Annotated in this window: 22 protein-coding genes; 6 read left to right on the forward strand and 16 right to left on the reverse strand. The window is 70.2% G+C overall.

The window, feature by feature from the left end:
• Positions 1–355: 355 nt before the first annotated feature.
• Positions 356–625 (reverse strand): hypothetical protein, encoded by a 270-nt coding sequence (locus AFR_RS05160; protein ID WP_023358823.1) that lies wholly within the window; start codon positions 623–625, stop codon positions 356–358.
• A 165-nt stretch (positions 626–790) separates the two neighbouring features.
• Here AFR_RS05160 and purN point away from each other — a divergent pair, with 165 nt between their 5' ends.
• The 4 genes from purN to mdh all read left to right on the forward strand — a co-directional run bounded on the left by purN (position 791) and on the right by mdh (position 4,647).
• Positions 791–1,408, forward strand: a complete 618-nt coding sequence (purN, locus tag AFR_RS05165; protein ID WP_023358825.1) for a phosphoribosylglycinamide formyltransferase — start codon at positions 791–793, stop codon at positions 1,406–1,408.
• Entirely contained in the window at positions 1,405–3,003 is a 1,599-nt protein-coding gene (gene purH, locus AFR_RS05170) for a bifunctional phosphoribosylaminoimidazolecarboxamide formyltransferase/IMP cyclohydrolase (protein WP_148307875.1), read from the forward strand. The genes purN and purH overlap by 4 nt, the downstream gene beginning before the upstream one ends.
• Positions 3,003–3,596: a pentapeptide repeat-containing protein gene (locus AFR_RS05175; protein WP_023358829.1), complete on the forward strand. Its 594-nt coding sequence runs from the start codon at positions 3,003–3,005 to the stop codon at positions 3,594–3,596. Before purH ends, AFR_RS05175 begins: the two co-directional genes overlap by 1 nt.
• 100 nt (positions 3,597–3,696) lie before the next feature.
• The gene (gene mdh / locus AFR_RS05180; RefSeq protein ID WP_023358831.1) at positions 3,697–4,647 is read left to right on the forward strand and encodes a malate dehydrogenase; all 951 of its coding nucleotides are present in this window, start codon (positions 3,697–3,699) and stop codon (positions 4,645–4,647) included.
• Positions 4,648–4,690: 43 nt separating this feature from the next.
• Here the strand turns inward: mdh and AFR_RS05185 are convergent, their stop codons facing one another.
• Together AFR_RS05185 and AFR_RS05190 are read right to left on the reverse strand one after the other, a co-directional pair.
• Positions 4,691–5,500 carry an MBL fold metallo-hydrolase gene (locus tag AFR_RS05185; protein WP_023358834.1) on the reverse strand — a complete coding sequence of 270 codons (810 nt, stop codon included), beginning with the start codon at positions 5,498–5,500 and terminating at the stop codon, positions 4,691–4,693.
• A 50-nt stretch (positions 5,501–5,550) separates the two neighbouring features.
• Positions 5,551–6,858 carry an alkaline phosphatase D family protein gene (locus AFR_RS05190; RefSeq protein ID WP_238547235.1) on the reverse strand — a complete coding sequence of 436 codons (1,308 nt, stop codon included), beginning with the start codon at positions 6,856–6,858 and terminating at the stop codon, positions 5,551–5,553.
• A 256-nt stretch (positions 6,859–7,114) separates the two neighbouring features.
• On the opposite strand from AFR_RS05190, the gene AFR_RS05195 reads away from it, so the two are divergent.
• The gene (locus tag AFR_RS05195) at positions 7,115–8,329 is read left to right on the forward strand and encodes an NADP-dependent isocitrate dehydrogenase (RefSeq protein WP_023358837.1); all 1,215 of its coding nucleotides are present in this window, start codon (positions 7,115–7,117) and stop codon (positions 8,327–8,329) included.
• 281 nt (positions 8,330–8,610) lie between these two features.
• On the opposite strand, the gene galT is transcribed toward AFR_RS05195, so the two are convergent.
• From galT to AFR_RS05215, 4 genes are all read right to left on the reverse strand, one after another.
• Positions 8,611–9,702 (reverse strand): galactose-1-phosphate uridylyltransferase, encoded by a 1,092-nt coding sequence (galT, locus tag AFR_RS05200; RefSeq protein ID WP_023358840.1) that lies wholly within the window; start codon positions 9,700–9,702, stop codon positions 8,611–8,613.
• Positions 9,699–10,475 (reverse strand): DeoR/GlpR family DNA-binding transcription regulator, encoded by a 777-nt coding sequence (locus AFR_RS05205; protein ID WP_023358842.1) that lies wholly within the window; start codon positions 10,473–10,475, stop codon positions 9,699–9,701. The genes galT and AFR_RS05205 overlap by 4 nt, the downstream gene beginning before the upstream one ends.
• Before the next feature lie 92 nt (positions 10,476–10,567).
• Positions 10,568–11,482 carry a glycosyltransferase family 2 protein gene (locus AFR_RS05210; protein ID WP_023358843.1) on the reverse strand — a complete coding sequence of 305 codons (915 nt, stop codon included), beginning with the start codon at positions 11,480–11,482 and terminating at the stop codon, positions 10,568–10,570.
• Complete coding sequence (locus AFR_RS05215) at positions 11,482–12,432, reverse strand: sulfotransferase (protein ID WP_041840617.1); 951 nt, start codon at positions 12,430–12,432, stop codon at positions 11,482–11,484. The genes AFR_RS05210 and AFR_RS05215 overlap by 1 nt, the downstream gene beginning before the upstream one ends.
• A gap of 62 nt (positions 12,433–12,494) precedes the next feature.
• Between AFR_RS05215 and AFR_RS05220 the strand changes: the two genes are divergently transcribed.
• Positions 12,495–13,280, forward strand: coding sequence for a WecB/TagA/CpsF family glycosyltransferase (locus tag AFR_RS05220; RefSeq protein ID WP_023358847.1), 786 nt, complete (start codon positions 12,495–12,497; stop codon positions 13,278–13,280).
• On the opposite strand, the gene AFR_RS05225 is transcribed toward AFR_RS05220, so the two are convergent.
• The 9 genes from AFR_RS05225 to cysC form a co-directional block, all read right to left on the reverse strand.
• The gene (locus AFR_RS05225) at positions 13,281–13,889 is read right to left on the reverse strand and encodes a hypothetical protein (RefSeq protein WP_023358849.1); all 609 of its coding nucleotides are present in this window, start codon (positions 13,887–13,889) and stop codon (positions 13,281–13,283) included.
• A gap of 48 nt (positions 13,890–13,937) precedes the next feature.
• Positions 13,938–14,936 carry a glycosyl hydrolase gene (locus AFR_RS05230; RefSeq protein WP_023358851.1) on the reverse strand — a complete coding sequence of 333 codons (999 nt, stop codon included), beginning with the start codon at positions 14,934–14,936 and terminating at the stop codon, positions 13,938–13,940.
• Between the two features lie 8 nt (positions 14,937–14,944).
• Entirely contained in the window at positions 14,945–15,673 is a 729-nt protein-coding gene (locus tag AFR_RS05235) for a methyltransferase domain-containing protein (protein ID WP_023358853.1), read from the reverse strand.
• Positions 15,670–17,235 (reverse strand): lipopolysaccharide biosynthesis protein, encoded by a 1,566-nt coding sequence (locus AFR_RS05240; RefSeq protein WP_023358855.1) that lies wholly within the window; start codon positions 17,233–17,235, stop codon positions 15,670–15,672. Before AFR_RS05240 ends, AFR_RS05235 begins: the two co-directional genes overlap by 4 nt.
• Positions 17,232–18,110, reverse strand: a complete 879-nt coding sequence (locus AFR_RS05245; protein ID WP_023358857.1) for a sulfotransferase — start codon at positions 18,108–18,110, stop codon at positions 17,232–17,234. The genes AFR_RS05240 and AFR_RS05245 overlap by 4 nt, the downstream gene beginning before the upstream one ends.
• Before the next feature lie 2 nt (positions 18,111–18,112).
• Positions 18,113–19,342: a hypothetical protein gene (locus AFR_RS05250; protein WP_052359328.1), complete on the reverse strand. Its 1,230-nt coding sequence runs from the start codon at positions 19,340–19,342 to the stop codon at positions 18,113–18,115.
• Positions 19,339–20,730 carry an O-antigen ligase family protein gene (locus AFR_RS05255; protein ID WP_023358860.1) on the reverse strand — a complete coding sequence of 464 codons (1,392 nt, stop codon included), beginning with the start codon at positions 20,728–20,730 and terminating at the stop codon, positions 19,339–19,341. The genes AFR_RS05250 and AFR_RS05255 overlap by 4 nt, the downstream gene beginning before the upstream one ends.
• Positions 20,727–22,571, reverse strand: a complete 1,845-nt coding sequence (locus AFR_RS05260; RefSeq protein ID WP_023358861.1) for a Wzz/FepE/Etk N-terminal domain-containing protein — start codon at positions 22,569–22,571, stop codon at positions 20,727–20,729. Before AFR_RS05260 ends, AFR_RS05255 begins: the two co-directional genes overlap by 4 nt.
• Positions 22,572–22,701: 130 nt before the next feature.
• Positions 22,702–24,225, reverse strand: a complete 1,524-nt coding sequence (gene cysC / locus AFR_RS05265) for an adenylyl-sulfate kinase (protein ID WP_023358862.1) — start codon at positions 24,223–24,225, stop codon at positions 22,702–22,704.
• Positions 24,226–24,281: the final 56 nt, after the last annotated feature.

Here is a 24,281-nt window from a genome sequence, read left to right on the forward strand (position 1 = left end):
CAAGCGGCTCCGCCGCCGGGGAGGCCGGGCGGGCCTGGCTTTGCCTGCATTTCCGCCGGGCTCGCTGGGTGGCCTGGCCCGACTACAGCGAAGTTGGGGTCACCGAGCCCGGGTTCGCCTGCATTGCGCCGGGCCGGCCGGGCGGCCTGGCTTCGCCTGCATTTCCGCCGGGCTCGCTGGGTGGCCTGGCCCGACTACAGCGAAGTTGGGGTCACCGAGCCCGGGTTCGCCTGCATTGCGCCGGGCTGACGGTTGTGATCGGGCTGCCGGATCCGTCAGGTGTGCGGGTCGAGCTGTGAATGGCGAAGGGCGCCTCGGCCGTGGCCGGGCGCCCTTCGGTGGTGCGGGGTGTCGATCAGCTGTTCGACATGATGTCACCCAGGGCGCCGGTGGCGGCCAGGATGATGTTGACGATCAGCGCCAGGACGATGACACCGAAGGTCACGTAGGCGAGGGTCGGCTGCTTGCCGACCTTGCGGGCCTCGAGCAGGCTCAGCACGCCGAAGACGATGCCGAGGGGCCAGCAGCAGAACGCGAACACGATGCCGAGGACGCCCCAGAGCGTCACCTTGTCGTTGCCCGGGGCTGCGGGCGGCTGCTGACCGTAGTAAGGCGGTGGCGTCACGGGCGAATCCTCCAGATAAGTCCGCGCAATGCGGTGATGTGCATATCAACGTTCACGCGGGCCATCACGTGAGCGGCCCGCAGCCTAACTGATGATCAGCGGTTTTGCTGTCCGCCTTTGTGCCCCGTTCAGCAGCCCGAACGGGCTCGGCGATAGGGTGCTCGGGTGACAGACCCCGCGCCCGCCCGCCTGGTCGTCCTCGTCTCCGGCTCCGGCAGCAATTTGCAGGCCCTTCTCGATGCCGCCGCGGATCCCGCGTACGGTGCGAAGGTTGTTGCTGTGGGGGCCGACCGGGACGGCATCGCCGGGCTCGACCGTGCCGGGAGAGCCGGCGTGCCCACGTTCGTGGATTCGGTGAAGGCTTATCCGACCCGCGCCGACTGGGATGCCGCGCTCACCGCGCACGTCGCCGAGCACAAGCCGGACCTGGTCATCTCGGCCGGCTTCCTGAAGCTGGTCGGGACGGAGTTCCTGACCGCGTTCGGCGACCGGTACGTCAACACGCACAACGCGTTGCTGCCGTCGTTCCCGGGGATCCACGGACCCCGCGACGCGCTGGCGTACGGCGTGAAGATCGCCGGGGCGACGCTGTTCTTCGTCGACGCGGGTGTCGACACCGGACCCATCATCGCCCAGGTCAGTGTGCCCGTGCTCGACGACGACACGGAGGAGACGCTGACCGAGCGGATCAAGGAAGCCGAGCGCGGGCAGCTGGTCGAGTACGTCGGCCGGCTCGTGCGCGAAGGCTGGACCATCACGGACAGGAAGGTCTCCATTCCATGACGAGCGCAGCTCCGCCGACTGATAGTCCAGGCTTGGGTAGCGGCACAGACGGTCGCCGTCCGCTGAAGCGCGCGCTGCTGAGCGTGTACGACAAGACCGGTCTGGTCGAGCTCGCGCAGGCTCTGCACGCCGCGGGTGTGCAGGTCGTCTCCACCGGTTCGACCGCGTCGACCGTCGAGGCCGCCGGTGTGCCGGTGACCCGGGTCGAGGAGCTGACCGGTTTCCCCGAGACGCTGGACGGCCGGGTCAAGACGCTGCACCCCAAGGTGCACGCCGGGCTGCTCGCCGACCTGCGGCTGCCGGCCCACGAGGCGCAGCTCGCCGAGTTGCAGATCGAGCCGTTCGACCTGCTGGTCAGCAACCTGTACCCGTTCACGGAGACCGTCGCGTCCGGTGCGACCGTCGACGAGTGTGTCGAGCAAATCGACATCGGCGGCCCCGCGATGGTCCGCGCGGCGGCGAAGAACCACCCGTCGGTCGCCGTGGTGACGTCCGTGGCCGCGTACCCGCTGATCCTGGACGCCGTGCGGGACGGCGGTTTCACGCTGACGCAGCGGAAGCTGCTCGCGGCTCGCGCTTTTGCCGACATCGCGGAGTACGACGTCGCGGTGGCCAACTGGTGCGCGACGACCCTCGCGCCGTCGGAGTGGCCGGAGTTCGCCGGGCTGGCGCTGAAGCGGGAGAGTGCGCTGCGTTACGGCGAGAACCCGCACCAGCAGGCCGCGCTCTACCTGGACCCGAACGCGCCGGCCGGGCTCGCGCAGGCCGTGCAGTTGCACGGCAAGGAGATGTCGTACAACAACTACGTCGACGCGGACGCCGCCTGGCGTTCGGCGAACGACTTCACCGAGCCGTGCGTGGCGATCATCAAGCATGCCAACCCGTGCGGCATCGCGGTCGGTGCGGATGTCGCCGAGGCGCACCGCAAGGCGCACGCGTGTGACCCGGTGTCGGCGTTCGGTGGGGTCATCGCGGTCAACCGGCAGGTGACCGTGGAGCTGGCCGACCAGCTGGACGGCATCTTCACCGAGGTCGTCGTGGCGCCGTCGTTCACCGAGGAGGCTCTTGCGGTCTTCCGGGAGAAGAAGAACCTGCGTGTGCTGGTCGCGCCGGCCTGGAACCCGCCGCCCGCGGAGATCAAGCAGGTCGGTGGCGGTGTGCTGGTGCAGATGTCGGACCGGATCGACGCCGAGGGTGACAACCCGGCGAACTGGACGCTGGCCACCGGTGAGGCGGCGTCGCCCGAGGACCTCGCGGATCTGGCGTTCGCCTGGCGGGCGATCCGCAGTGTGAAGAGCAACGCGATCCTGCTGGCGCACGACGGCGCGACCGTCGGTGTCGGCATGGGCCAGGTCAACCGGGTCGACTCGGCGCACCTCGCCGTGAACCGGGCCGGTGCGGACCGCGCCAAGGGCAGTGTGGCCGCCTCCGACGCGTTCTTCCCGTTCCCGGACGGCCTCGAGGTGCTGATCGCGGCGGGCATCAAGGCCGTCGTGCAGCCCGGTGGCTCGATCCGCGACAACCTGGTGATCGAGGCGGCCGAGAAGGCCGGACTCACCGTCTACCTGACCGGTACGCGGCACTTCTACCACTGATGGACGTCGTCCGGAACGAGACGTTCTCCGGCCAGGACTGGGCTCTGGCCGAGGTGGAACGCGCACATTACGAGGACTGCGCGTTCCACGACGTCGACTGGTCCGAGGCGAAACTCAGCGGCTGCACGTTCACGCACTGCGAGTTCGGTAACGTGCGGTTCAACGCGGCCGAGCTGACCACCTGTGCGATCACGCAGTCGGTGGTGCGTCGCTCCTCGTTCTTCGACGCGACGCTCACCGGCTGCAAACTGACCGGTACGCAGTTCCTCGACTGTGGACTGCGCCCGCTGACCATCGACGGCGGCGACTGGGGTTTTGTCTCGTTGCGCGGGGCGAACCTCACCGCCGCGAAGCTCGGTGGCCTGAAGCTGCGCGAGGCGGATCTGACCAACGCCGATCTGACCCGGGCGGATCTGCGGGGTGCGGACCTGTCGCACGCCCGGCTCAAGGACGCGGTGCTCAAGGGCGCCGACCTGCGCGGTGCCGACCTCGACGGGGTCGCGCTGCGCGGTGTCGCCCTCGACGGCGCCAAGATCGATCTGGCTCAGGCGGCGCTGTTCGCGACCGCCCACGGCGCTCAGGTCATGGGCTGAGGAGTGGTTTACCTCCCCCCGGACGGCCCTGCCAGGTAATGCGCCGTTAACCGACTGATACGGTCCGGAAAAATCGTCCCGCCGACTGGGAGTGAGAGACATGGGCAAGAAGGTCACCGTCGTAGGCGCCGGTTTCTACGGGTCCACGACCGCACAGCGTCTGGCCGAGTACGACATCTTCGAGACCGTGGTGCTCACCGACATCGTCGAGGGCAAGCCCGAGGGACTCGCGCTGGACCTCAACCAGTCGCGGCCGATCGAGGGCTTCGAGACCAAGATCGTCGGCGCCACCACCGGCCCGAACGGCGAGGGTTACGAGGCCATCGAGGGCTCCGACGTCGTTGTCATCACCGCCGGCCTGCCCCGCAAGCCGGGCATGAGCCGCATGGACCTTCTCGGTGTCAACGCGAAGATCGTGCGTTCGGTCGCCGAGAACATCGCCAAGTACGCCCCGAACGCCGTTGTCATCGTCGTGTCGAACCCGCTCGACGAGATGACCGCGCTCGCGCAGATCGCCACGCAGTTCCCGAAGAACCGCGTGCTCGGCCAGGCCGGCATGCTCGACTCGGCGCGTTTCACCAACAACGTCGCCGAGGAGCTGAAGGTCCCGGTCAGCACCGTCACCACGCTGACCCTGGGCTCGCACGGCGACACCATGGTCCCGGTGCCGTCGAAGTCGACGGTCAACGGCAAGCCGCTCGCCGACCTGCTCCCCGCTGACAAGGTCGAGGAGCTCGTCACCCGCACCCGCAACGGTGGCGCCGAGGTTGTCGCGCTGCTCAAGACCGGTTCGGCGTACTACGCGCCGTCCGCCGCCGCCGCCCGCATGGCCAAGGCCGTCGCGGAGGACTCCGGCGCGGTCATGCCGGTCTGCGCCTGGGTCGACGGCGAATACGGCATCTCGGGCGTGTACCTGGGTGTCGAGGCCGAGATCGGCGCCGAGGGTGTGAAGAAGGTCGTCGAGACCGCGCTCACCGACACCGAGCTCGCCGGTCTCAAGGAGGCCGCCGAGGCCGTCCGCGCCAAGCAGGCGGACGTCGCCGAGCTGTAAATCAAAAGCAGTGGGAAGGCCGGGGTCCGTGCACCCCGGCCTTTCATGCTTCTGTACGGCAGTACGGCTGACCCAAGTGCGACACCGCCAACCACGAGTCACCGGTCCGGGCCGTCGTCAACGCCGCATGCCGGCTGATGCGGGCCAGGTCAGCGTCCATGTCATGCCCGTAGGCCAGTGACGGATCAACAAGCTGCACCGCGTGCACCAGCAGGTCGCCGGTGATGAGCAGGCTGTCGCCCCCACCCTCGACCAGCACCGACTGGTGCCCGGGCGTGTGCCCCGGCGTGAAGATGATCTTTTTTCCGGGGCCGAGCTCGGTGTCGCCGTCGACCACGTGCAGGCGGCCCAGCCGCCGTAGTGGCTCGAGCAGCACCTCCTCCTGCCGTGACCAGGCGCTCGCCGCCGCGTAGGCCTCGACGTCGGCGCGCTGCACGACCACCCGCGCGTTGGTGAACGGCGAGTCAGCCGGCACGGCCCACCCGATGTGATCGGTGTGCAGATGGGTCAGCACGATCGCCTCGACATCCTCCGCGGCGATCCCGGCGGCAGCCACCTCCTCCGGCAACTGCCCCGGCACGGGCGCCCAGTCGGCGGCGAGTGAATGCGCCGGCCCGATCCCTGCGTCGACCAGGGTGACCGGGCCGCTGTCGCCGTACCGGATCGCGAAGCTCCGGAAGCGCAACCACCACCGGCCGTCCTCGGCCCGCGCACCCGGATCGAACCGGTCGGCCGCGGCCCACTGGTCCCCGGTCGCCCCCGGGATCGCATCCTCACGCCGATCGAAGTGCGGCCCCTCGGCATCCTGCAACGCGATGACGGTCAGAGGGCCGATGCGGCGGAGGGCAGACATCACGTCATTCTGCCCTCCCCGCACCCGGCCGCGCTGTCCGCGAAAAAACGTCAGCCGCGCAGCGGGTGCGCGTCCTGATCGTCGTGGACGTCGTAGATCGGCCCGGCCGGCGGTTGCCGGCGCAGGAGTGCCTGCTCCTCGCTGACCGAGGCGATGCCGGGCCGGCCCGCCTCGACCACGAACTCCGCCGCAGTGCGGACCGTCGCGCTGGTGGCCCAGATCGTGTCGACGAGACGCAGACTGCTGAGCATCCGCTCGGCGTTCACGTCGCAGACGATGTAGCCGCGCTGGTTGTCGATGTACCGCCAGTGCGGGCTCTCGGCCATGATCGGGTCGTACGTGGCATGGAATCCGGCGACGTCCGGGTTGCCGCCCGAGGTGATGGAGGTTCCGGTGATCTCGGCGCCGACCACCGGCGTCGACGGGTCGTCGAAGTCGGGCCGCAGGTCGCAGACCCAGGTGCAGTGCCGGTCCCCGGTGAGCACGACCGGGTTGTCCACGCGGCCGAACCCTTCCAGGAGGCGCTTGCGCTGGACCCGGTAGCCGTCCCAGTTGTCGAAGTCGAAGGACTGCTCCGGACCCGCCTTGCGGTCGTTGGAGGCCCACATGACCTGGTTGGCCAGCAGGTTCCACCGGCTGCCGGACGATTCGAGCCCGTCGACGAGCCACTTCTCCTGCTCGGGGCCCGTCATGGTGAGCGCCGGATCCTGGGCCGCGGTCAGGGTGGCGGGCTGGTCGCTGCGGTACTGCCGGGTGTCGAGGACGTGCACGCTCGCCAGCGACCCGAACCGCAGCCGCCGGTAGACCTGCATGTCCAGCCCGGCCGGCAGCGAACTGCGGCGCAGCGGCATGTGCTCGTAGTACGCCTGGAACGCGGCGATCCGCCGGGCCCGGAACGCCTCCGGCGTCTGCAACGCCGGGTCCTGCGGGATCTCGTCGGCCCAGTTGTTGTCGATCTCGTGGTCGTCGAAGGTCACGATCCACGGGAACGCGGCGTGCGCCGCCTGCAGATTCACGTCGCTCTTGTAGCGCGCGTGCCGGTTCCGGTACTCGGCGAGGGAGTACGGCTCCCCGGCGCCCTCGTGCTGCCGGGCGGCGTTGGGGTTGGGTGCACCCTCGTAGATGTAGTCCCCGAGGAAGGCGACAAACGCCAGATCCTCGGCCGCCAGGTGCTGGTAGGCCGTGTAGAACCCGGCCTGGTAGTCCTGGCAGCTGGCAAAGGCGAATCGCAGGTTCCGCGGCTTCGACCGGGACCCGGGCGCGGTCCGGGTCCGCCCGACCGGCGACACCTGCGTCCCGGCCCGGAAGCGGTAGTAGTAGACGGCGTCCGAGCGCAGCCCGCGCACATCGACATGCACGGAGTGTCCGAGCCGCGGGTCGGCGGTGGTCACTCCACGCCGGCGACCCCGGAGACGAAGAGTCGGCGGCTGATCGGCAGATCGAGCTTCTCAGGCAATGACATGTCTCGATGCGACTGCCTGCCGGTTACGGGTTTCCCAACTTCTCGCCAGGTCCGGGCGCATCCTGAGGGAAGGGTCAAAGGCGATCTTGTTACGAGCTGCAGTACGCTCGTACTGCTAGAGCATGTGTGTCCCGGGAGAGGAGCGCCGGTCGATGGCGAAGATCAAGGTCAACAACCCGGTCGTGGAGCTCGACGGCGACGAGATGACCCGGATCATCTGGAAGCAGATCCGCGAGCAGCTGGTCCTGCCGTATCTCGACGTCAATCTCGAGTACTACGACCTGTCGATCCAGTACCGCGACGAGACCGATGACCAGGTGACCATCGACGCTGCCAACGCCATCAAGCGGCACGGCGTCGGCGTCAAGTGCGCGACGATCACCCCGGACGAGGCTCGCGTCGAGGAGTTCGGCCTGAAGAAGATGTGGCGGTCGCCGAACGGCACGATCCGCAACATCCTCGGTGGTGTGGTCTTCCGTGAGCCGATCATCATGTCGAACGTCCCCCGGCTCGTACCGGGCTGGACCAAGCCGATCATCATCGGCCGGCACGCGCACGGTGACCAGTACAAGGCGACCGACTTCGTGACGCCGGGGCCGGGCAAGCTCACCGTCACGTTCACGCCCGAGGACGGCTCCGCGCCGATGGAGTTCCACGTCGCGGACTACCCGGGTGGCGGCGTCGCGATGGCGATGTACAACTACGACGACTCGATCCGCGACTTCGCGCGCGCCTCGTTCCGGTACGGCCTGGCCCGCAACTACCCGGTCTACCTGTCGACGAAGAACACGATTCTCAAGGCGTACGACGGCCGGTTCAAGGATCTGTTCGCCGAGATCTTCGAGACCGAGTTCGCGGAGAAGTTCAAGGAAGCCGGCATCACCTACGAGCACCGGCTGATCGACGACATGGTCGCCGCCGCGATGAAGTGGGAGGGCGGCTACGTCTGGGCCTGCAAGAACTACGACGGTGACGTGCAGTCCGACACCGTCGCGCAGGGCTTCGGCTCGCTCGGCCTGATGACCTCGGTGCTGATGACGCCGGACGGCAAGACCGTCGAGGCGGAGGCCGCGCACGGCACGGTCACCCGGCACTACCGGCAGTGGCAGAAGGGTGAGAAGACCTCGACGAACCCGATCGCGTCGATCTTCGCGTGGACCGGTGGCCTCAAGCACCGCGGTGTGCTCGACGGCACCCCGGCGGTCACGGAGTTCGCCGAGACGGTCGAGAAGGTCTGCGTCGAGACGGTCGAGGGCGGTCAGATGACCAAGGACCTCGCGCTGCTCATCTCGCGGGACGCACCCTGGCTGACCACGGACGAGTTCATGAACGCGCTGGACGAGAACCTGGCGCGCAAGCTCGCCTGATCGCGTACCGAAAAAGGCCGCCGGAGACCCGGCGGCCTTTTTGTGTGTGACCTATGCGACAAAGCGCATGTTTAGGACGCGTAACCAAGGGCAACGCCACTCGTTTCTCTTGGTGAAACGGATGACGGTCGCACCGCTGCGTCAGTCGCCCACCGATCTGGCTGCCTCGTCCCGGGCGCCGACCGGTTCTGGCGCGGAAGTGCGGCCAGTAGGCGCTCGACGCCTGCCGTCCCTTCCCTGCGGGGGGCCTTGTCCCGGGCCCCCCGCCCCCTAATCTCGGCTCAGCGCACGTCGCGCAGGATCTGCGCGGCGGTCTCCGGGACGATGTCGTTGATGAAGGCGCCCATCGCGGACTCCGAACCGGCCAGGAACTTCAGCTTGTCCGCCGCCCGGCGGATGCTGAACAGCTGCAGGTGCAGGTAACCGAGGTCGCGTCCCTCACCGGTGACCGCCTGGTGCCAGGCCGAGATGTACGGCATGGGCCGGTCGAAGAGCGCGTCGAAGCGCTTCAGGATGTCCAGGTAGATCGGGCCGAAGGCGTCGCGTTCGGCGTCGGTCAGGGCCGGGATGTCCAGCACCTGGCGGTTCGGGGCGAGCTGGATCTCGAACGGCCAGCGCGAGGCCGCCGGCACGTACGCCGTCCAGTGCTCGTTGGCGGTGACCACACGCACCTGGGCCTTGCGCTCGGCGGCGAGCACGTCGGCGTACAGGTTGCGGCCGCCGGTGTGCTCGGCGTGCTTCCGGGCCGCCCGCAGCATCGCCTGGGTGCGCGGCGGAACCATCGGGTAGGCGTAGATCTGCCCGTGCGGGTGGCTCAGCGTCACGCCGATCTCGATCCCGCGATTTTCGAACGGGAACACCTGCGCGACGCCCGTGAGCGCGGACATCTCCGTCGTGCGGTCGGCCAGCGCGTCGACGACCGTGCGGACGCGTTCCGGGGTCAGCGCCCCGAACGAGCTGTTGTGGTCACTGGTGAAGCAGACGACCTCGCAGCGGCCGACGCCCGGGCGTACCGGAACCATGTCGGTGAGCTCGGTGATCTCACCGGCCTTGACCCGGTCGCTGAACGAGGGGAACTGGTTCTCGAACACGACGACGTCGTAGTCGGGAGCGGGGATCTCGCTCGCGAAGTCCGGCGTCGACGGGCACAGGGGGCACTTGTCGGTCGGCGGCAGGAACGTGCGGGTCTGCCGGTGCGCGGCGACCGCCACCCACTCGTCGACCAGCGGGTCGTACCGAAGCTGCGACGTCGGCGGCGGGGGCGGCAGCTGCCGGGTGTCCGGCCACTTGGCGCGCCCCGAGTCCGCGGTCTCGTCGAAGTAGATGAGCTCACGGCCGTCGGAGAGCCGGATCGCTGTCCTCTTGGAGATCATTGAGCGGTTACCACCATCAGCTCGTTCACCTGTTCCGCCAGGACCGCGCGTGCGGTCTCGTCCAGCTGGTCATCCGTGATCACGACGTCGGCGCGTTCGAGCGGCACGATCGAGGAGATGCCGACGGTGCCCCACTTGGTGTGGTCCGCGAGCACGACCAGTCGTTCGGCCGCCTCGACCAGCGCCCGGTTGACGTCGGCCTCCATCAGGTTCGGTGTCGTGTAGCCGGCTCGTTCGCTCATGCCGTGCACACCGAGGAAGAGCACGTCGAGGTGCAGCGTGCCGATCGCGGCGACCGCCACCGGGCCGACCAGGGCGTCCGACGGGGTCCGGGTCCCGCCGGTCAGCACCACGGTCTGGTCCGGGCGCCCGGCCCGGTAGAAGATGTCCGCCACCGGAATGGAGTTGGTGACCACGGTCAGCGAGGGCACGTCGACGAGTCGCTGGGCGAGCCCGGCGGTCGTGGTGCCCGCGGAGAGCGCGATGGCGTCGCCGGGGGAGACCAGAGCGGCGGCCCGCATGGCCATCGCCGCTTTTTCGGCCCGCTGGCGGACGGATTTGGCCGCGAAGCCCGGTTCGTGTGCCGAACCTGGGCTCACCGTGGTGGCGCCGCCGTGTACCTTCGCCAGAAGACCCCGGTCGGCGAGAGACTCCAGGTCACGGCGGATCGTCATGTCGGACACGCCGTACTCGGTGGCGAGCTCGCTGACGCGCACGCCGCCGGCCGCTCGCACCCGGTCCAGAATGGCTGCCTGACGCTGCTGCGCCAGCATCAGCACTCACCCACGATGAGTTGTTCTAACCGCACGAATTCGCACACGTGCGAACACTACCTGCTGATCGGGTGTGCGCAAAAGAGTGTGTGTTAGATACCTCGGCCACGTTTGTGCAGGGCGGAGAGCACGTTCTCGACCTTGACCGCACCCGTCATGGCCGCCAGGGCGATCGCGGTGCGTGGCTCCTTCCAGTTCGCGCGGACCGCCTCCTTGCTGAACTGCCAGGCCTGACTGCGGTTCCCGGTCGCCGCCGACCAGCACGCCAGCTGCCCGTAGACGCGGGCCGCGCCCGGCCGGCAACCGCTGATCTCCGGGTGCCTCTGCATCATCCAGCGCAGGGACGAGATTTTGGTGGCGTACTCGTACGCGTAGTGCGAGGTCCGTCCCCACAGGACGCGGACCAGCGGCTCGTCGAGGTGCACGATCGGCGACCGGCGGGCGGCGCGCAGCAGCAGGTCCCAGTCCTCGTTCTGGCTGCCCGGCGCGTCCTCGGCGACCAGGCCGATCGCCGACTCGGCCAGCGCTTCCCGGCGGACCAGGAACGACGACGAGTGCAGCATCGCCATCCGGGAGCGGGCCAGCTCGTCGACGGTCACCCGGCTGCAACCGGCCAGCCGCGGTGTTGTCTTGCCCTCGTACTCGACCTCGATCGCACACGTGGCGAACTCGGAGTCCGGCTCGGCCAGCAGGGCGGCGACCTGGCGGCGCAGTTTGTCCGGCGCCCACTTGTCGTCGTCGTCGCAGAACGCCACATATTCGCTGTCCAGCGCCAGGATGCCGGTGTTGCGGGCGCCGGCCAGGCCGGAGGTGCGCCAGTTGGTGAGGACCAGGACCTGGGTGCCCTCGGTCGAGGCGAGGAGATAGTCGGGCTCGGTCTGGTCGTACACCACAACGATCTTGACCTCGCCCGGATAACGCTGGTCCCGGACGGCGGCGATCGCCTTGCGGACCAGCTCCGGGCGGTTGCGGGTGGGGATCACGACACCGACGGACGGCCAGTTCATCACGCCTCCTGGGACACTTCTGCGGGGTTGAGCGGGTAGCCGTACGCGCGCAGCATCGGCGCGCACACGGCACCGACGAGGCGGCGCTGGCCGCTGGGGAGTGAGCGCATCCAGGCATCGTCGCGGCGCATCGGCAGCCGCCCGACGGTGAAGCGCATCGGGTTGCCGGCGGCGCTGTGACCGACGCCGAGATCCGCGTACCCGTCGCCGAGGAAGGCGAGGTCGTCGTCGCCGGCCGGGACTCCGGCGTAGTCGGCGAGTTCGCGCAGCGCGGCACGGGGATCGGTGAGGAACTGTTCGTAGCGGATGCGCCGGACCGGGACGCCGCGCCGCGACAGCAGCCCGAAGGCGGCGTTGTGGGCGTTCCACAGCAGGGCCGATCGACCCGGCGAGTAGCGGGTCATCTCGTCGCTGCCGTCCGTCTCCGGCCGGGAGACGGTCTTGGTCCACGAGTACGCGACGCCGCGTGCGTCCCGCACCACGTGCACGACCCTCAGGTCCACATCGTCCGCCCAGCGCAGCACATGAGCGAGAGCGCTGTGTTTGGACGAGTCGACAACCACCGCGGCACCCGACACCTCGGCGGCGGCCGCGTAGACCTTGGCGTAGTAGCCCGCGTACTCGCGGACGTCGGCGCGCTGGGCGTCGGGGAGGTTGGCGCCGGCGAGGCGGGGGATGTGGCGGGTGCGTTCCACGACATCACGCAGCGCGTGCACGCGGTCGACGTCCACATTGGTCCAGCCGCCGAACGCCACCTGACCGACGCGCTTCCAGAAGGTGCAGGCCGAGAAGCGGGCGCCGCAGCCGCAGCGTTCGTCGTCGCGGATGTCGCGCTGCCACAGGTGGACGATCTCGCCGAGCGCACACACGGAGGGCAGTTCCCCGAGCAGACGCTCGACCAACGTTGTCCCGCTTCGTCCTAATCCGCCCAAATATAGAACCCGTGCCACTTTCGACCACCTTCGCTCGTTTCGCTCGTATAACGAAGCAACAGGGTTGAAGGAGGCGTTGTATGACAGTCGAGGCTTTTGATCGCGTCCAGCTGGACGGCACGGGTATCGATCGCATCACCGAGGACGAGGTCGTGTCGGTGGTCCGCGAGGCGATCGCGGAGGGCCGGGGTGGACGCATCCTCACCCCGAACATCGACATCCTGCGGCAGGCGCAGACCGACCACGGCGTACGCGCGTACCTGGACGACGCGGACCTGGTCGTGGCCGACGGGATGCCGCTGGTCTGGGCCAGCAAGCTCAGCGGAACCCCGCTGCCGGAGCGGGTCGCGGGCAGCAGCCTGATCTGGTCGCTGTCCCGGGGCCTGGGCTACGACCAGCGCTCGATCTTTGTGATCGGCGGGGCCCCGGGCGCCGACGGTGTGAAGGACGGTGCCACCCGCGCTGCGGATCGCCTGGCCGCGAAGTGCACCGGCCTGCGGATCGCCGGGACGCTCTGCCCGGACTTCGGCTTCGAGAAGGACCAGCGTAATTACGCGGACTTCTGCGCCAAGGTGGCAGGCGCCGAACCCGACCTCGTGTTTGTCGGACTCGGCTTCCCGAAGCAGGAAGCAGTCATCACCCGGCTGCGCGAGGCCCTACCGGCGGCGTGGTTCATCGGCTGCGGCGCCGCGGTCAACTTCGTCGCGGGCGACATCGACCGGGCACCGCGCTGGATGCAGAAGACAGGTCTGGAATGGGCGCACCGGCTCGGTACGGAACCCGGCCGGCTCGCAACCCGGTACCTCAAGCACGATGCGCCCTACGCCATGCGTCTGCTGGCCGGCGCCGCCACACGCCGGGGCTGATCAGCCCCGGTTCGGCGCGGACCCGGCCAGCACCTGGAGATGCTGGGCCACCTGGGCCGCGCCGGGCGCCTGCACCGTCCTCAGGACACCCGCGAGGATGTGGAGCTCCTGCGGGGACATCGGCACACGCTCAGCATTACTGAGTCGCATCCGAACCTCGCCCTCGTCCCCGATGACGACCACCTCGGGGATCTGATCGCTGGTCGCAACGCCGGCGTGCGGCGGGGTCTTCCACCGGATGCGGGACGGCTGCAGCGACACGGATCGGGCCCGGGCGAGATCAACCGTCGCGGAACGCCGCTCCCGCACCGTCAGGCGGGTGCCTTCGAGCGAGGCGCCCATCTTGGCGACGGTGCGGATGCTGACCACCAGCCAGGCGAGCATGCCGCCGCCCAGCAGGAGGACGAGGATGATCGGGATCACGATCAGCACCCTGCCGTTGGGCCCCGGCTCGTCGAACAGCGTCGCGATGCCTCCGCCGACGATGGCGCCGACACAGCCGGCCGCGGGCACACCGAGCAGACCAGCGAAGGTCAGGAACAGCAGGCGGGTCGAGCGGCTCGTGGTGAAGCCGTACGAGAACTGGTAGCGCGACGTCGAGGGCTGCACGGCTTCGATGGTGGCAGATGGCTGCCGATCGCGGGTGCCCGCGAAGCACTACCGCGGATTGAAGTACGGGTCCTTGGTCAGCTTGGTGAACTCCCGGAATGCGGGTCTGTCGCCCGCCAGCTGGAACTGCTGTTTGGGCCCGTTGCCCTCCGGGTTGGACTCGAAGTAGACGACACCCTTGATCTGGGGGTTCGCCTTGAAGGTCCGGGCGGCGTTCTTCAACCAGTCGGCTCGCCCCTGCGAACCCCACGCCTTGGCCACGCCGAACTCGCCGATGATGATCGGCTTGGGGCGCTGGGCGGCCCACTGCAGGAACGGGCCCATGAGTTGCCCGATCGGCTGGAAGACGTTCCCGGCGTAGACGTCCACGCAGGTCCAGTCGACCTGGTCGTCACCCGGGTAGAAGGCCGGTGCGTCACCGCGGATGAAGCCCTCAGCGGTCGGGCACCACACCCAGGACACGTTCTTCACCCGCTGCTCCGCGAAGATCGCGCGGATGTGCTTGTACGCGGCGATGTAGTCCTCGCCGGACCACATCGTCGCGCGCAGGTTGGGCCGGTCCATCTCCCAGCGGATGCGGAGCAGCACCGGTTTCTTGACCTTGCGGATGGCCTTGGCCTGCTGCTTGATCAGGCGGTCGTGCTCACCCGCGAGGATCGACCGGTTGTCGCCGGTCGCCCAGCTGACCATCAGCGTCGCGCCCTGGTCCAGGAACTCGGCGTCGGACTCGGTGCCGACCATCTGCTCGAACCGCCGGTACGTGTTGATGATGTCCAGCGGCCGGCCCAGGTCCTCCTCGAGACCCGCCACGGCCTCGACCCGGCCGACGTGCGTGAGCGCGTCCGGCTTGATCCAGGCGCCCAGGTAGGCGCCGGTCGAGGGCGCCTCGAACGGCCCGGACTCGAACGGTCCGGGGTTGACCGCCACCGCGATCGGCGCACTGGTCAGGTCGGGGGACGGCGTGGGCTCGGGCTCGGCCCGCCGGTTCGAGGTGCAGCCGGCGAGCACGAGGACGAGCAGGCCCAGCAGGGCGAGGACGCGACGCATGACAGTGGCTACTTCTTCCGGCGGGCCGTGTAGAGGACGTTCACCGCGAAGGCGTCGGTGCCCGGCAGCTTGCGGGCGGCGGCGTCGGCGGCGCGGGCGAGCACCTTGTTGTCGAGCGACTCGGTCAGCATGGAGAAACCACGCCGCTCGACGATCTCGAAGCCGTGCCGGTCGAGCAGCGCGGCGACCTCCTCGTGCGACAGCTCGGCGAACCAGCGCTCGCCGGAGTGCCGCTGCGCCCGCAGGTGGCGCAGCGAACCGGCGTTGCCGTGGTTCTCCACGACGAGGACTCCCGACTTCGCGTCCGGCAGGACCTTGGCCGCGAAGGCGATCGCCCGGTCGCGGACGTCCTCCTGGACGTTGAGCAGCAGGCGGAACATCGTCACGATCGCCGGGTAGCCGGCCTGGACGGGGTTCGGCACCGGGCCGTCCATCGGCACCTGGTGCCAGTGGGCCTGCGAGCCGACCTCGGCCGCCTTCGCCATCATCTCGGCCGACGTGTCGTACCCGTGCGCCTCACGGACCAGGCCGTGCAGCGTACGGATCGCCCGGCCGGTGCCGCAGGCGAAGTCGTGCTGCACCGGTGCGGTGTCGAACTCCTTGTCGACGAGCTTGCGCAGGTACGCCTGCTGTCGCTCGTTGATCCGCGACGCGTAGCTGTCCGGCGCGTAGGTGACGTGCTCGTACTTGTCGACGGCGTCCGCGTCCTGGAACACCTTGGTGTAGTCGGTGGTCAACCGGTCCTCCTCTGGATGAGCTTGCGGGGCTGGAAAGCATCGAGGGCGAGGCGGCCGCGCAGCAGCCAGGCGCCCGCGGCGAAGGCGGGCACGGCGAGCGCCACGGCCAGGGTGAGTCCGGCGGCGCCGGTGCCGGCCACGGCGGTGACCACCCGGGGCAGTACGCCGAAGCAGGCGACGGAGAGCCCACCGGCGGCCAGCGTGCCCGCGCCGAACGGGTGCAGCCGGGCGGAGCGGCCCACCTGCACGAGCGGCAGCAGGTTGTTGGCGACCATCGCGCAGGCGAGGCCGATGGCGGCACCGAGTGCGCCGTACCGGGGGATGAGCAGGACGTCGAGGCCGATCGTCACGCCGAGCGCGATCAGGACGTTGACGAGGTTCCACGAGGTGCGCCCGGCCATCGCCAGCACCATGTCGACCATGCCGCAGCCGGTGGCGACGAGCATGGCGCAGGCCAGGACGATCACCACGTCGGCGCCCTGGCGGTAGGCGTCGCCGAACAGTCCCAGGTAGAGCGGCGCGAAGAGGATGACCAGGAAGTTGATCGGCCAGGTCACCAGGACGAGCCAGCCGGTGGCGGTCTGGTAGAGGTGATTGGCGGTTTCCCGGTCGCCGGTCGCCAGGGCCTCGGCCAGCCGTGGCTGCACCGACTGCGAGATGCCCTGGTTGGCGAACTGGATGAGCACCACGAACCGCCCGGCGACGGCGTAGATCGCGGCCGGTGCGAGCCCGCCCAGCGCCGCGACGAGCAGCACGTCCACGCGTTGCACAGCGAGCTGGGCGACGCTGGCCAGTGCCCGGGGCCCGGTGAACCGCCAGAAGTCGCGGCGCAGCTGCCGTTGCTCGCTGCGCCGGATCTTCGGCCGCTCGGGGCGTCCCGCCAGGTAGGTCCGGCGCAGCGCAAACGCGGCCAGCACGGTCACCGGCAGGTACGGCAGCGCCCAGGCCAGGGCGAACGCCGGCAGGGTAGCGGTGGTCCAGAGGGCCGCCACGCCGACCGCACCCACACACAGCAACTGCAGCGTGCTGCGGAGAATGCGGTCGAGCGTGACGGTCGGCCGCATGGCCTTGTACCCGCGGGTGGCGGTCAGCAGGGCGTCGGTCAGCGCCTGCAGCGGCAGGAAGACGGCGAGCACCCGCAGGCCGGTGGTGTGCGCGTCGACGACGTGCGGTGAGTCCGCGGCGGTCAGGTGCGCGACGGCGGGTGCGCCGAACCACATCGCGACCCCGAGCACCACCGCGAGGGTGAGCACGGGGACGAGGCCGGTGCGCAGGCAGGTGCCGAGGAGGTGGTCGCGGCCCGTGGCGCGCAGCCGGGCCGGCCAGTAGACCAGCCCGGTCTGCGTACCGAGTTTGGCGAGACCTCCGGCGAGCACGAAGGCGGCGGTGGCCGCGAAGAACGCGCCCGCCTGCTCGGCGCCGAGGCCGCGCGCGACCACCCAGGTGACGGCGACGCCGGTCCCACCGGCCAGCGCGGAGCCGGCCATGTTGGCCAGGCCGCCCCGCGCGACACCCTGGGTGCCCTTGCGGCGCGGCGGGTCGGCGACCGCCGTCGTGGTCATGCCTGACGCCAGATCGGTACCCGGCCCAGCCATGAGATCAGTGCGTCGTCGTGCTCGGCGAAGTGGTTGGTCAGGTCGCGGCGCAGCACCGGGTCCATGTCGGACTTCCGCGGACGGGCGTTGTGGCGCTCGAACGCCGGCCGCTCCAGCCCCAGGGGCAGGCCGAGGAACTCGCACACCTCGTCGTACGCCTGCTCCGGCTCGGTGAAGAACCGCTCGCTCTCGACGACGTGGATGCGCTCGCGGCCGACGTGCTGGGCCATGACGCTCAGGTAGCGCGCGTACTCGCCGCGGGCCCGGTAGGCGTGGTGCTGGTGGGCGAACGAGTAGTACGACGGGTCGGTCGCCAGCCGGTGCTCCTGGCGGTGCAGCCGGGCCGGCTCGAGGGCGAGCGCGTTGCCGAAGTCGCGTTCCTGCTCGAAGCCGCGGGCCACCTCGTGGTGGTGCTGCGAGTACGCCCGCTCGACCGGGTCACGGACGAGCACCACGAGCTTTGCCCCGGGCAGGTCAGCGGCGATCCGGGCGGCCGCCTGCGGGTGGTACATGTAGTACGGGCTCGACTCGAACGTCTGCGCCTCGAACCCGAGCTTGGTGCGGATCTTCTCGGCGCTGCGCTGCATCGGGAAGTGGCCCTTGTACCAGCCCATCCCGCGGTCGTAGGACACGTCGAAGTAGTGCACACCCTTGTGCAGCACGGCCTTGAGCACCGCCGGGTGGGCGGCGAGCGCGCGGTAGAGCGACGTGGTGCCGCAGCGCTGGCCACCACAGATCAGGAACGACGGGGTCATGCGCGCGGGCGCGGTGAGCCGGCCGTACGAGCGGGATCCCAGGTGCACGACCCGTTTGACCGGGCTCGGGACTTTGGAGACGTCCATGTCTACAGTTCCTCCACCCGGCGGATGAGCACCGGAAGCAGCCAGGTGCCGAGGACGCCCAGCCGGGCACCCGCCTCGGCCTGGCGGTCGGTCAGATAGCGGGCGGCCAGGTCGACCAGGTACAGCAGGGCCGTGAGCTCGCGGACGTCGGCGGCGACACCGAACGGCGCCAGCAGCTCCGCGGACCGCCGCACGGTCGCCTCGACGGCCTCCGCGGCGTCACCGGTCGACTGGATCCGGCGCTGCAGTTCGTAGTGCACGGCGTCGAAACCCACCGGTACGCCCTTGGTGAACCGTTCCCAGTCCCAGACCAGCAGGGTGTCCGCGAGGTTCGCCATGTTCCAGGGCGCCCAGTCGCCGTGCCAGGCGCCGTACTGCAGCGAGTGCTGCCCGGCGTGGGTGGCCAGCAGTTCGGCGGCCGACGTCAGCGCGACCCCCTCCGGCCGGTCACCGACGGCGGCGAGCCGCCCGCGCAGTTCGGCCCAGTACGCGCTGCCGACCAGGGTGCCGCTGGTGAACCCGTAACAGCCGGCGACGTCCAGCATCGCGGCGTTCAGGCGGCCGGGGTCGAGCGGCGCCCGCGGCAGCCACACCGGCAGCGCCGACTGGATCAGCACCTGCAGGCCGCGCCACTGCCCGTCGTGGAGCACGGTCGGCACGGTCAGCTTGCTCAGCCCGACGGTGCCCAGCGCCCGCAGCGCGGCGGTCTCGGCCTGCACCAGGTGCCGGGTGAGCGGCCCGGTGCCGAGCTTGCCGAACCCGAACGTCTCACCCTCGGGGCTGATCAGCTGCAGCACCGGCTTGCGGTTGGCGCGCGCCGGTCCGATGTGGATGCTGACCGACAGCTCACGGCCGAGGGACTCCCGCAGGTGCCCGTCGATGCTCTCCGCCGCCGGGCCGGTGATCCTCACCCGGTCGCGCAACAGCACACCCGAGGCACCCGTACGCAGCGCGGCCACCACGGCGTCGCGCTTGAGGCGGGCACTCCGGGACTGGGGTTCGGCGTACCGGCGGACAGCCGCGGCGGCCACCTTGCGGGACGTGTTGGGCACCAGCAGCCGGGGCCGCCGCGCGTCGGGAACGACAAGATATTCGGCGATCTGCTCGCCGGGCCCGCCCGCCGTGTCGCACGGCGCCGGGTAGAGGAGTTCGAGCACCTCCGTCAGGTACTGCGTCCGCAGTGCCGCGTCTCCCGCGGTCAGTTCCGCCGGAGCGGTCTTCACCGGACTCAAGAGCCATCTCCCTCGATCTGATTGCGCCAGAGCAGCGCGTAGGCCAGGAACATGAAGACCAGGGGCGTGGCCAGCGAGTTGTACCAGAGCATCGCCGAGAACGAGCTCACGATCGCGGCGCTGCCGGCGATGCCGATCGGGGTACGGTCACGCCGGAACCGCCACAGGCCGTAGGCGAAGAAGCCCAGGTAGGCGACCGTGCCGACGGTGCCGTGCGCAAACATCAGCTGCCAGAACTGCCCGTTGCCGCCGACGGTGAAGTTGCCGCAGCGCTCGCACTCGGAGCTCTCGCCGACGGTGATCGAGTTGCGCCCGCCGATGGTGTTGCGGGTCGAGCCGTAACCGATCACCGGGGACTCGGCGAAGCCGTCGACGGCCCGCTCGATCAGGAACGAGCGCACACCGTTGGACTTGCCGTTGTCGAGGCGCGCGGTCACCGTGTCACCGAGCGGCGTGGCGATCAGCGCGACGACCAGCGCGCCGCCGGCGAAGATCACGGCGCCGATGATCCAGACCTTGCCCATCAGCACGTACCGGGCCGCGACGTAGAGGACCACCACGCCGATGCCGATCCACAGGCCGCGGTTGAGCGAGCTGACGGCCGGCACGATCGAGACGGCCAGGCAGACCACCGCGAAGAGCTTCACCCCGGCTCGCCGTGAGGCCCACGCGGCCACCACCAGCCAGCCCATGAGCAGGCAGAAGTTGTTGCCCCAGGTGTTGGTGTACCCCCACGGCGCGGCCGGACGCGGCTTCTCACCACCGACCAGATCCATGATCTGCGCCGCGTACGGGTGCACCAGCGACTGCACGAAGCCCTTGCTGCGGACGCTGTGCGGCAGCAGCCACTCGACCGGCGAGGTGAACTCGAACCGTCCGGCGACCATGCCGAGCAGACCGCCCAGCACCGTGACCACGAACAGCCAGCCGAGCAGTTTCACCAGGCGGCGGCGGGGGAGCTCGGCCTCGGTCAGGTTGCCCGCGTACACGAGCAGGACGGTGAGGGACGCGTACAGGCTGAAGCGGTAGACGACCGCGACCAGGCGGGAACTCGCGTGCTCGGCCACCGTGCCGGTCGGATCGGCGCCGAGCGCGGCGACACTGATCACGACCGCCGCCAGGAACAGCATCCACCAGGCGAAGCCGGGCGGGAGCCGCAGCGGCCGCCCGGCCGCGCGCCGGCGGAACAGCAGCACCAGCATCGGCGCCGCCATGATCGGAAAGATCAGCACGCCGAGCCCGAGGGCCCACCACACCGGATAGAACGCGAGCGCACTCGCGAGCGGCCAGGCGGGCAGCGCTGTCGGCCGCTTCGCCTCACCCGCGTGCGCGGGCCCGGCGGCCCGGGTGCTGGTGGTGCCTGGGCCGCCCGGGACGACCAGCGTCACTTCTCTTCCGGCTGGTCGCCGGGCTTCTCGGCCGTCTGGGTCTGCGTGCCGGCCTTGGGCTTCGGGGACACCTTGGTGTGCGGGCCGTTCGAGCCCATGTCGATGACCGCGGTGACGTCGTCGATACCACCGTCACGCGGCCGGACCGGCCCGCCGGGCCCGCCCGACCCGCCCGGCTTCGGCCCGGTGGAGATCCGCATCGGCTGGGTCCGCTCGGTGTCGAGCACGGCGGTCTCGTCCGGCCGCGGCTCCCGGCGTTCGGACAGCAGCTGTTCCCGGCGTTCGGACGGAAGCTGTTCCCGGCGCTCCGACGGCAGCGTGACCGCCGGCAGGTTCTCGTCGGCGTCGCGCAGGCTGGTCAGGCGGGGCAGCACCACGGCGCCGAGCAGCGGCGTGCCGACCCGGCTCAGCTGCTCGGCCGCGTCCAGCAGCGCCGGGCGCTTGGCGCGGCGCAGCTCCACCGCGAGGATGGCGGCGTCGGCCAGGCTGGCCAGGCTCTGCGCGTCGGCGCTGCTGCTCGTCGACGGCGCCTCGATGACCACGTAGCCGGTCTGCCGGCGCAGCGCCTCGAGGGTGTCCCGCAGCCGCTGCGACTGCATGAGGCCGGCCGCGGTCGCCGCGCCGCCGGTCGTGATGACCCGCAGCGACGGGATGCGCGGCGTGCGCTGCATCGCCTTGTTGAGCCCGATCCGCCCGGCGAGCAGGTCCGACAGCCCCGGCATCGCCGAGACACCGAGCATCCGCGCCAGCGGCGCGGCCTCGACCACACTGTCCGGCAGGTGCGCCCCGATCAGGACAACATCACTTCCGGTACGCGCCAGCGCCGCAGCGAGGTTCGCGGCGACGAGCGTCGTCGCGGAGCCCCGGCTCGCACCGGTCACCACGATGATCTGGTCGCCGGTGCTCAGGCTGGCCAGGACCTCGTTGCGCAGCCGGTTGAAGACCCGCCCGCCCGGCCCGTACGGCTGCAGCACGTCGTCGAAGTGCGGTGTCGTCCGCTCGTCCAGGGCGGCGAGCACCGGGATGCGCCCGCGGTCCCGCACGTCCGCCGCGGTCCGCAGCCGCCCGTCGAAGCGCTCCCGGGCAAAGGCCAGCACCAGCCCGATCAGCAGGCCGATCATGCCGCCGGTGGCGATGTTGAGCATCGCGTTCGGGCTGGTCGGCGCCTCGGGCTCGCGGGCGTCGCTGATGATGCTGCCGGCGCCCACGGTGGCCGTGGTCAGCTCGTTGAGCCGCCCGGTCAGGCTGTTGAGCTGGTTCTGCGAGTTGTTCCGCAGGCTCTCCAGGTTGCCGCGCTCGAAACTGCCGTCCTCGGCCTTGGCCAGCCGGTTGTTGATGCTGGTCAGAGTGGCGGTCAGCTGCTTGACCTTGGTGGTCAGCGTCTTGATCTGCTGATCCAGCCCGGCCCGGGCGGTCTCCTCGCGGTTCCGGAGGTACGCCTCGGCAAAAGCGTGCGACCCGGCCTGAGCCCCCTTGGGGGAGTCCGCCTCGAAGCGGATCACCAGCACGGTCGTGTTGGCCGGCACCTCGACGGAGACGTCGTGGGCGAGCTCGATCGGCGAGACATCCGTGCGCAGCAGCGTCGCGGCCTTCACGGCGACCGCCCCGGAGCCCACGAGCTGGGCCTCGGTGTCGAGGTTGATGGTTCCCTTGGTACGCCCACCGGACGCGTTGACGTCCCCGGAAACGGCCTGTACCAGCACCGACGTGGACGCTTCGTAAACCTTCGGGATGGTCTGGGTGACCAGGGCGCCGAGCCCGAGTCCCACCCCACCGGCGGTGAGGACGACCCACCAGTGCCGGCGGAACACGCCCAGGTAGTGCGAGAGGTCGGCGGACACCGGGCGTGGATCTTCCATCGGTTCGGCGGCCCTTTCGGGGTGGAGTTGAGAGTTGACAGCAATCGGGCTTTTCGCCCCCGAGGGGGTAAACGGCCCGTGCGCCGTTGCGTAACTACTCCACCTCGACCGGTTACTTCATGTTCGGTTCCACCCAGCCCGATTCCAGCAGGTACGCGAGCACGACGTCGATGGCTTCGGGCACCGTCATGTCCGTGGTGTCCAGCGTCAGCTCGGCGTCGGCGGGCACCTCGTACGGGTCGTCGATCCCCGTCATGCCCCGCAGCTGACCGGCGCGGGCACGGGCGTAGAGCCCCTTGCGGTCGCGGCGCTCGCACACCTCCAGCGGGGTCGCCACGTGGACCAGCACAAAGCCGGCACCCGCCTCGGTGGCCATCGCGCGCACCGCGGCGCGGGCGTCCTCGTACGGGGCGATCGGGCAGGCGATGGACATGCCGCGGTGCCGGGCGACCTCGGCGGCGACCCAGCCGATCCGCCGCACGTTGCGGTCGCGGTCGGCGCGGCTGAAGCCCAGCCCGGCCGACAGCTCGCGGCGCACGACGTCACCGTCGAGGAAGGTGATCGTGCGCTCGCCGCTCTCCCGCAGCGAGTCGGCGACACCGCGGGCGATGGTCGACTTGCCCGAGCCGGAAAAACCGGTGAAGAAGACGACCAGGCCACGGTGCCGGCGTGGCGGTCGGACCCGGGACAGCTCCTTGGCCACCGCCGGCGGCGTGTGCCACTCGGGCAGCGGGAAGCCGCGGTCGAGCAGATCCTCGATCTCGGCGGTGGACATCGCCAGCCGGCGGTTGCGCGGCGGAATGTCCTCACCCCAGCGCCACTGCCCGTCACGGTTGTCGTAGGCGAGCTCCCGCGGGACCAGCACCCGCAGGCCGCCACCGGAGAGCATGTCCCCGGTGGACAGGACGTGGGTGACGCCGTACGCCGTGGCCACCCGCGCCCGCAGCAGGGCGTCACGCATCTCGTCGCTGCGCGGCATCAGCGGCACCGCCACGATCGTGGCCGGGGGCATCCGGTCCCGGGCCGCGAAGATCGTGCGGACCAGAGCCTCCGGCGGCAGGCCGTCCGGTCCCGGCCCGGTCACCGGGATGATGATCAAGAGATGAGCCGCCAGGGTACGGGCGGCATGCGCGATCTGGGCCAGCTGTGGCCGGTGCAGCGGACGATCGGCGATGACACCGAGCACCCGGCCGGGTGGCAGCAGCGCCTTCACCTCGGCCGGACTGCGCCGCAGCCGCTGGAACGGGCCGTGCCCGCCGTCGCCCATCCGGCGCACGGCGCCGCCGATCGCGTACATACCCGCGCTGGTGGGCCACGCGTCGGTCACCTCGACCGCGGCCACCGGGGCGCCCTCGGGATCGGTGAGCACGACCGTGCGCCGCAGTGGATCGGCGAGGTCGAGGACGGTCGCCAACTCGGCGGGAATCTCGCACGTCACACCCACCGGCCACGGTGTCCCGTCGGCGAGGCGGCCCCGGCGCTGCAACGCGCTGAGGTCGGCCCGGCCGAGGAAGCCGGTCAGCGGCGCGTACGCGCCGGAGAGCAGCAACTCGAGGTCGGCGAGTTCGTGCGCACGCGGCGTGTATGACGGCGCGTCACGCAGCACGTCCTCGGGCAGCACAGAACCGTCGTTCACCTAAGACTCCCCCTGCAGCGACTTGAGGGACAGTTTCGCAGCAGCATCCGCCGGGG

It is taken from the genome of Amorphoplanes friuliensis DSM 7358, assembly GCF_000494755.1.
GTDB lineage: Bacteria > Actinomycetota > Actinomycetes > Mycobacteriales > Micromonosporaceae > Actinoplanes > Actinoplanes friuliensis.

Bases quoted from the DNA above. Each gene is read 5' to 3' on its own strand.
- purH (WP_148307875.1), top strand. From the start codon at position 1,405: ATGACGAGCGCAGCTCCGCCGACTGATAGTCCAGGCTTGGGTAGCGGC.
- AFR_RS05175 (WP_023358829.1), top strand. From the start codon at position 3,003: ATGGACGTCGTCCGGAACGAGACGTTCTCCGGCCAGGACTGGGCTCTG.
- mdh (WP_023358831.1), top strand. From the start codon at position 3,697: ATGGGCAAGAAGGTCACCGTCGTAGGCGCCGGTTTCTACGGGTCCACG.
- AFR_RS05185 (WP_023358834.1), bottom strand. From the start codon at position 5,500: ATGTCTGCCCTCCGCCGCATCGGCCCTCTGACCGTCATCGCGTTGCAG.
- AFR_RS05195 (WP_023358837.1), top strand. From the start codon at position 7,115: ATGGCGAAGATCAAGGTCAACAACCCGGTCGTGGAGCTCGACGGCGAC.
- galT (WP_023358840.1), bottom strand. From the start codon at position 9,702: ATGATCTCCAAGAGGACAGCGATCCGGCTCTCCGACGGCCGTGAGCTC.
- AFR_RS05205 (WP_023358842.1), bottom strand. From the start codon at position 10,475: ATGCTGGCGCAGCAGCGTCAGGCAGCCATTCTGGACCGGGTGCGAGCG.
- AFR_RS05210 (WP_023358843.1), bottom strand. From the start codon at position 11,482: ATGAACTGGCCGTCCGTCGGTGTCGTGATCCCCACCCGCAACCGCCCG.
- AFR_RS05220 (WP_023358847.1), top strand. From the start codon at position 12,495: ATGACAGTCGAGGCTTTTGATCGCGTCCAGCTGGACGGCACGGGTATC.
- AFR_RS05230 (WP_023358851.1), bottom strand. From the start codon at position 14,936: ATGCGTCGCGTCCTCGCCCTGCTGGGCCTGCTCGTCCTCGTGCTCGCC.
- AFR_RS05240 (WP_023358855.1), bottom strand. From the start codon at position 17,235: ATGACCACGACGGCGGTCGCCGACCCGCCGCGCCGCAAGGGCACCCAG.
- AFR_RS05245 (WP_023358857.1), bottom strand. From the start codon at position 18,110: ATGGACGTCTCCAAAGTCCCGAGCCCGGTCAAACGGGTCGTGCACCTG.